Raw genomic sequence first — 7746 nt, 5'->3', positions numbered from 1 at the left:
CATCCTTCTACTGCAATCTTTCAAATTCTTCTCACGATATCCTTCACACTAACCCTTCCTCCGAAGCGGGATGCAAAAGTAAGAAAATTTAACGCCCCCACAAACAATATCATCCTTATAATTGTATCACATTCCTAACTACATGATTCACAGTACGAAAATCGTTTAAAAAAAACAAATACACATCCACATCTTCCTAAACTAAAGGAAAAAGCAATCCACAACCATATTCTACGACCACTGTGCTTGATAGGATACAGCTAATCTTAGCTCATCCAGGTAAATTCATTTATAACCCTTCTCCATTATCACGCGAAGACATGCAGTTCCTAGGTTCTGTTTGAGCATACATACGATATAGATACAATGCATACTATATATACTATACAATATCTAACTATACGCATGCTATATATACTATAGGCAGTTCCTAAACAGGCTTCGTTTGTCGGGATCTGGAGGTAGATTCGTACCTATTCATGAGTACCAGGTATTCCTTTTCCAAGCTATTGAAAGCTTTCTTCGCTAGCCGGTCTTCGGGCTTTAGCTTCATTTGCACATTGTATTGCTCCTTTATCTGCTCAAATCGCAGATATGCTCCCAAATCTTCTCCCGGTTTTTCTTGATGTTTCGGATGATCCCAGGTACCATTCATATTGCCCAGATATAAGGTATCCGACACTGAAGTATGATTTGCAGCACTTAAAAACAGGAATACTTCCATAGGTGACTCAAACTCCTCCTCGTTTAAAGGCAGGAAAGCAGTCCCAGTCCCTCTTTTAGAAAAATTCAACTCTATAATTTGGCTCTTCCTTTTTGGAAAATAAACTGCCAGCTGTAGACAATCGTCGTATTGCTCCCCTATTTCGAATTGGCTCAAAGCGTTCAAAGGATCCCAACTGATTTGTAAACCTCCTTCTACCTTTTTCATACGTACATTTTCAGGGTTCGTTAAGCTGCCCTTACTGAGCTGTACTTTAGTATAATCAATGCTGATGTTCGGATACTCCCCCTTCAATGCACTTTTTTTATTGCAGGAAACGGCAAGATTGTGTTGATTTCTGATCGTTCCACGCGCTTCCAGCTCAAAACCATTGTTCAGGTATTCTTTAAAGCGTCCCAGAAAACGCGTGACTACCGCCATAGACTCATGGTTAGCCTTCTGTTTTAGACTAGGTTTACCTGGTTTACCGATGCCTCTCTGAACATGTTGACCTCTCAACATATAATACACCACTCTACCGAGCTTGCCACTTGGCCAGCCATGTATGCCATTTTTTGAAATTGCCATAATTTTAAAATTTAAGTTTTTACTCCACGCAAATTGGACATAATAATCCCAGAAAACAACAAACTAAAACTATTTCTCTCCACACCTAAAACACAGGCATACAATCAGTTTAAAGGCCATTTTTCGCTAAAAAATAGCAGCAGACAGCGCGCTAAAAACCCACAGACAGTTTAGCAGGAAAAAAAGCGTAAAATCAAATATGAAGTATTACACCTTGCAGCGCAGCAGAATCGAACAAACTTGAACATAGTCAGCTAAAACAAATTATTCTGGTATTCATTTGGAACAGTAGCTATATCAAAAAGAGTGAGAAACTTTTGAAAGGGCTCATATAGGGTATGAGGCCGGTATAGGCCCTACCAACCCCGGCTCAAAACCAGCTCAATACCCTATCACATTCGACCACATCCACCACTCTTCCAACCCTCTGTTATGCTGTTAAATTCATTATCCAATAAAAAAGGTCCATGCTAACCGCATGAACCCTTAAATAGGAATCCTTAAATTTAATATTCTGTTTACTGATTTTTGATCACCTGTAATGCAGCACCATTTAAAGTCACAGTTGCATTATCCGACAAGTTATATCTCGTTTTTACAATCTTAGGATTGTTCAATGACAGCCGACTTGCTCCTGGAACTTCGAAATCTGCAAATTCAATTTCGTTAGCTGTATTCAAATCTAATACTGCAGCATCTCCTTCTGCTCCTACCACTGCTTTTAAATTTTTCAAGATCACTTTATCCATTGAAACTGCCGTTCCGGATCCCAGCTGCAACTCAAGATTAGTTGCTTTAATACCTCTCAAAGCAACTTCTCCTCCATATCTTCTTCCATCTGTTACCTCAGTTTTATCTAGAAAAAAGGCCTTCGTATCTAACTTATTTAAGCTATTCAACACCAATACAATGTCATCAGCACCAGTACTTCTGCTGGTTTTTCTGGCTTCATCTGTCAAGCCAATGGTCAAAGTAGTACCATCCTGTTTTAAAACCAGGCGGTCTTTAATTCTATTCCTAACCCAAATTCCTTCTTTCTGTCCCGGTTCTACCACAATTGCCATCAGATTGGCAGCGGTTACATTTAGCGTTTCAATATTCTTAAATTCTGTAAACTCGCTATTATGAAAGCGATTTTTATATTCTCCAGCTTGATAAGCGGCCTTTAAAGAGAAATTATAAGTCGTCAACATTCCTAATGTGACGATAATTGCGGCAACGATCAACATGTTACTTGTTTTCATGTATGTCTAATTTTATGGTTGATGGTCTCAGTTCTATTTAATGCTGTTGGTAATGTTCTGCTTTAAACTGCTCGAACCTCTCTTCAATCTCCCTCATACTGATGTCCAGCAAATAGATATTTTTGAAGAATTCTGGAAGTGCATTCCCAAGAAAACGTTCTTTACTATATTCCTTTATTTTCATTTCTGCATCAGCAGCAATAAAGAAACCGATCCCTCGTTTGTTGACAATTACCTCTTTATTCTGCAAAAACTCATAGGCTCTTAACACTGTATTTGGGTTTACCTGTAGTTCTACTGCCAAATCCCTGACAGATGGAATTTTCTGATCCAAAAGCCATTTACCTAGCACGATGTGTTCTCCGACATAAGCTGCAATCTGCAGGTATATCGCTTCATTCTCCCTAAATTCCATTTTACACCTGTTTTTCTTTCAATTTAAAATAAGTACCTATCCATAAGATCAGGACAAATGTATAAGCCATTCCCTGAATAATCGGTCTAACAGATAATTGTGCCTGGATGTTAAAATAGCTTTCTCCTTCTTTAATGCGCACTTCGCCTAAAGGTACAACCTTATCTAAATCCACTCCTAAAATTGTAGTTGCTAAAGGATGGTTGATCAGAATAAGCAGCAAACAGATGAGCGAAACCAAGCTTGCTGTTTTTATAAAGTGTAATTTTTCAAAAGATACCGCACCAAGAAAAGCCATACTATGAATCATGGAGAAAGTAACCAGGGCCATGCCATAAGGAGTATCGGGATTTTGTAAGTCCAGCAAGGCTATTTTCCCAGTCATTCCAGAATTCTGCAGGTTCAAAACCACAAGATCTACCGCATAGAAACTCAGTAAAAAAATCAATTGGTAAATTACAAAAGAGTACAGCCAGGCCACCAAATACTTCTCGAAATGCGATGCTGGTAAGGTCATCATCGCAATTGACTTCCTACTATTGCCCAGGTCCGAGAAAACCATACTCGTAAAGATCGATCCAGCGCCTATAATGAAAAAGAACAAAATGGCATACTGACTTTTAATGCCCAGGTTACCACCACTTAAATAAGAAGTGAAACCCAGTACGGTGGCCAATAAGGCCAATAGTACCGTTACAGATAAAAGATAAGTTTTAAAATATTCCTGACTATGCTTAATGAAAAGCTGTGAAAATCTCCGGAGACTAAATATATTGTTCATGAGGCGTATTTTAGTTTAAATGGTTTGTAACTGATTTATGATCACTAATGATTGCACTAAAAAGGAGTTCCATATCCACTTTACTGAAAGTTTCTTTCGCATTGATGCTCATGGTATTCAAACCTATTCTGTGTGCTTCTTCATAGATAATCGTCTCCTTGTCTACTGGCGCTATACTGCTAAAATGAATTTTTTCAGCAATTTCATCGAGACTTCTGTTCAATACAATCTCTTGTTCATGAACGATCAATAGGCTATCAATCAGGCTATCCAAATCTCTGATCTGATGGGTAGAAATGATGATACAGCGTTCCTCTGATAATGCTGCTGCGATGATCTTCCTGAATTTCGCTTTAGAAGGAATGTCTAAACCATTGGTTGGCTCATCCATAATTAGCAGCGTGGTATTTGTTGCCAGACCAAAAGCAATCATTATTTTTTTCTGTTGGCCAAAAGAAAGCTTGTTCAATACACTGGTATGCGGCACATCAAATTCGGACAGCATCCGGTAATAGTAGGCTTCATCAAATTTAGGGTAGAAATGGCCTGTACTTTGGGCAAATTGAATTGCTGTGGTTCCTGGCAGATAAATTTCTTCAGGAATGAAAAACAGTTCCTGCAGAAAACCTGGTAAACGATCTGCCGCGCGATAGCCTTTAAGTTTACAGAGTCCTTCCTGTGGGAATACCAAACCAGCAAGGTTTTTAAGCAATGTGGATTTGCCTGCTCCGTTTTTTCCAAGGAGCCCGTAGATATGGCCCATTTGAAGTTTTAGATTGAGATTTTTAAATAACAGTTTCTTTTTGCTGTATCCAAAAGTCAGGTTAGAGATTTCTATCATAGCGTCAAAGTTTAGTGTACTAGCCAACTAGTACACTGTAAATCTAGAGAATAATCTGAGTTATCCAAACTATTTAGGTGAAAATATTTTTACGGCGATTAAAAGAGCCTGTTTAGGTATATTTAACTGACTTTCAAATAAAAGGGCACAAATTATAAAACCTATGGTCTACGAAGACAGTGGGATCTCCTCATTTTTACAAAATAAATCAGCACATAGTATTGCGCTATTCGAAGGCTTGCTGCGCTCATTTCAGGAGATTGGTGATGTAAATTTACATGCTGCCAAAACGATGATTTCCATTTCTAACCGGATAAATTTTGCCTATGTCATTCAAATAGGTAAAGATTTTATAGATGTGGTGCTCCCGTTTAAGCAAGCCTATGAGGATAATTATTGCTTCCGAAAAATCAAAAAGGTACCCGAAGGTGATGATTACAATCATCACCTTCGGGTATATCTATTGGAAGATCTAAATGAAGAGGTTCGGACTTACCTAAAAATGGCTTATGAAAAAGGGAGATAAGCCCCTAAGGGAGGATATCAAATTCTTCTTTTAATTTAATGTCTTCGGAGGAATGGCCGATCATCACACGGAATTTACCGGGTTCTACCCTCCAGTTCATGTCCTTATCAAGAATAGACAGGTCATCTGGGTTGAGCATAAAGCGGACGGTTTTTTGTTCTCCCGGCAGCAGTCCTACTCTTTCAAAACCACGCAAATCGGATTCGTAAGCCGTTACACTGCTCACCATATCTTTCAGGTAGAGCTGTACGACATCATCACCTTTGCGGTTTCCAGTGTTTTTTACATCTACCGTCACTTCAATGACTGATCCTGCTTGCTGCGTGCTTTGCTTCACTTTAAGATTGCTGTATTCGAAAGTGGTATAGCTTAAGCCATAACCAAAGGGATATAAAGCCCCATTTACGCTGGTTTTACCATATCCATTGTTTCCACTGCTCGGTTGTCCGGCTTGAGATGCAGGTTTAAAAGGAAAGTTGTATTCCAGCTGTCCAATGGATTTAGGAAAAGTAATGGGTAATTTGCCACCCGGATTATAGTCGCCGAACAAAGTTTCCGCAATGACATTTCCACTTTGCGGACCAGGAAACCAAGCTTCCAATATGGCAGGCAGGTATTTATTTTCCCAGTTAATCGTTAAAGGCTGTCCATTGATCATCACCATGACTACGGGTTTACCAGTGGCATGCAGGGCCATTAACAACTGTAATTGCCGACCTGGAAGATTTAAACCAGTACGGCTCAAACTTTCCCCCACGCGCTTTTCATCTTCTCCTACTACGGCAATAATTACATCAGACAACTTCGCTTCTGCCACAGCGGCATCTATTCCGGCTTGTTCTTCCGCAGTCAATGGTGTTGGAATGATCTCACTTTCTGGCCATGTTGGATCAATAATCTCGCAGCCTTTCACATAATTCACCTTTGCTGCTGTACCTACGTATTTTTTCAGTCCATCAAGTACTGAGGTAATTGGGTTATTAGAGGGGCCATATCTACTGGTCGTATAATTCTGTTCTGCGGCTAAAGGCCCAGTCACCATTATTTTCTTTACCTTATTTAAGGTTAAAGGCAATAGATTTCCTTCATTTTTCAGCAACACCAATGATTCTCTACTCAGCTGTGCAGAAAAGGCTTCATCTTTGTCAGTATGCACCAATTTGTCTGACCCTTTGGTGTCTTGCACATAAGGCTGGTCAAAAAGCCCCAGTCTGAACTTAACACGCAATACATTTCCTACGCGCTCATCGATCGTTTTCATGGATACGCGACCTTCTTTGATCAATGCTCTTAAAGGCATGATGTACTCCTCAGGCATGGTAAAGTTGGTACGGACATCGAGTCCTGCTTCTACCGCTTGTTTTACAGCACCTTTATAATCATCTACTACATGGTGTTTGGAATAGATGTATTCTACCGCTTCGCTATCGGAAACGATGTACCCTTTAAAACCATATTTTTCTCTTAGCAATTCTGTCAGAAAATAGTGACTTCCGGTGATTGGGACCCCATCATAATCGTTATAGCTGCTCATCACGCCCATTGGTGCTGCTTCCTGTACCACTCTTCTAAAAGGATACAGGTGAATCTGGTGCAATTCACGAAGTGCCACATGGGGATCAGTACGTGCGTGCCCATCTCTGCCACCTTTAGGAATACTGTAGACAGCAAAATGCTTTAAAGTAGCAGCAACGCCATTTTCCTGAATTCCTAACACCATTTGTTTACCGAGTTCGGCGATATGGTAGGGATTTTCGCCATAGCATTCTACTACTCTACCCCATCGCTGATCTCTAGCTGGATCCAGAATCGGTGCATACACATTGGTATACCCTAGTGCTTTTGCTTCTCTTCCAACTATTGAACCGGCTTGTCGCACCATGGCTTTATTCCAGGTACTACCAATATTGATCGGTGCAGGTAAAGGGGTTGCTCGATCATGACACAATCCATGGATGGCTTCATTGGTAAAATCTACTGGAATCCCCATCCTGGTTTCTTCTATAAACCATTTCTGAAGCGTATTGATTGCATCCGCATGTCTGCTGAATGGGTATGAATATTTCGTTTCGGCCTTTTTATTATAGGCGAGACTATTTAAAGCTTCATCGATATTGGCGATCCCGTCTTTCCACACCTTTGTTTTCCATTCTGCTGTTGGCATTTCATCTTTTAACACCCTTCCATAGCCATAAAGTGTGGCCATCTGACAAGTTTTCTCTTCCACATTCATTTGAGAAAGCAGGTCGGCCACTCGCCTTTCTATATCTTGTCTGGGATCTTCGAAGATGTCTTTCTTCCCATTTTTATTAAAGTCTATCCAGTTTTTCTTGTAAATGTTTTGATGTTGGGCATAAGAGACACTCTGTAGGGACAAGAGTGCTGCGGCAACGATCAGCGTCTTTTTCATCATCATTGGTTTTGGCTATAATGGTTGTAAATGCGCCTAAATTAGCAGAATTAATCGGTTTGTTACTGGCTAAACAATCAACAATATTGGCAGGGAAGCAGGGGCTTGTCAGCTACAATTACTACATTGCTTTCTGGATCCATATAAAATATTAAGCATTAAAAATAACCAGAAATACATATATTTAGTACGCCTTATGGCCATGGCTGATGCTTTTAGGAAATCTCATTTGTTAAAT

Annotated in this window: 7 protein-coding genes; 1 reads left to right on the top strand and 6 read right to left on the bottom strand. The window is 39.8% G+C overall.

What is annotated here, in order from left to right:
* Nucleotides 1–430: 430 nt before the first annotated feature.
* From H9X96_RS17025 to H9X96_RS17005, 5 genes are all read right to left on the bottom strand, one after another.
* Entirely contained in the window at nucleotides 431–1291 is an 861-nt protein-coding gene (locus H9X96_RS17025; protein ID WP_187667435.1) for a DUF6266 family protein, read from the bottom strand.
* A gap of 518 nt (nucleotides 1292–1809) precedes the next feature.
* A complete protein-coding gene (locus H9X96_RS17020; RefSeq protein ID WP_187667434.1) occupies nucleotides 1810–2535 on the bottom strand; it encodes a hypothetical protein in 726 nt (241 codons plus the stop codon).
* A 37-nt stretch (nucleotides 2536–2572) separates the two neighbouring features.
* Complete coding sequence (locus tag H9X96_RS17015) at nucleotides 2573–2950, bottom strand: GntR family transcriptional regulator (protein WP_187667433.1); 378 nt, start codon at nucleotides 2948–2950, stop codon at nucleotides 2573–2575.
* A 1-nt stretch (nucleotide 2951) separates the two neighbouring features.
* Entirely contained in the window at nucleotides 2952–3731 is a 780-nt protein-coding gene (locus H9X96_RS17010) for a hypothetical protein (RefSeq protein WP_187667432.1), read from the bottom strand.
* A 10-nt stretch (nucleotides 3732–3741) separates the two neighbouring features.
* Complete coding sequence (locus H9X96_RS17005; protein WP_187667431.1) at nucleotides 3742–4572, bottom strand: ATP-binding cassette domain-containing protein; 831 nt, start codon at nucleotides 4570–4572, stop codon at nucleotides 3742–3744.
* Between the two features lie 163 nt (nucleotides 4573–4735).
* Here H9X96_RS17005 and H9X96_RS17000 point away from each other — a divergent pair, with 163 nt between their 5' ends.
* The gene (locus tag H9X96_RS17000) at nucleotides 4736–5098 is read left to right on the top strand and encodes a DUF5655 domain-containing protein (protein WP_187667430.1); all 363 of its coding nucleotides are present in this window, start codon (nucleotides 4736–4738) and stop codon (nucleotides 5096–5098) included.
* Nucleotides 5099–5102: 4 nt separating this feature from the next.
* On the opposite strand, the gene H9X96_RS16995 is transcribed toward H9X96_RS17000, so the two are convergent.
* Nucleotides 5103–7514, bottom strand: a complete 2412-nt coding sequence (locus H9X96_RS16995; protein ID WP_222943923.1) for a glycoside hydrolase family 3 N-terminal domain-containing protein — start codon at nucleotides 7512–7514, stop codon at nucleotides 5103–5105.
* Nucleotides 7515–7746: the final 232 nt, after the last annotated feature.

Origin of the sequence: Pedobacter sp. N36a (assembly GCF_014472395.1) — a bacterium.
Lineage (GTDB): Bacteria > Bacteroidota > Bacteroidia > Sphingobacteriales > Sphingobacteriaceae > Pedobacter.
The sequence above is the reverse complement of the archived record's forward strand: the minus strand, read 5'-3'. Positions and strand labels throughout refer to the sequence as shown.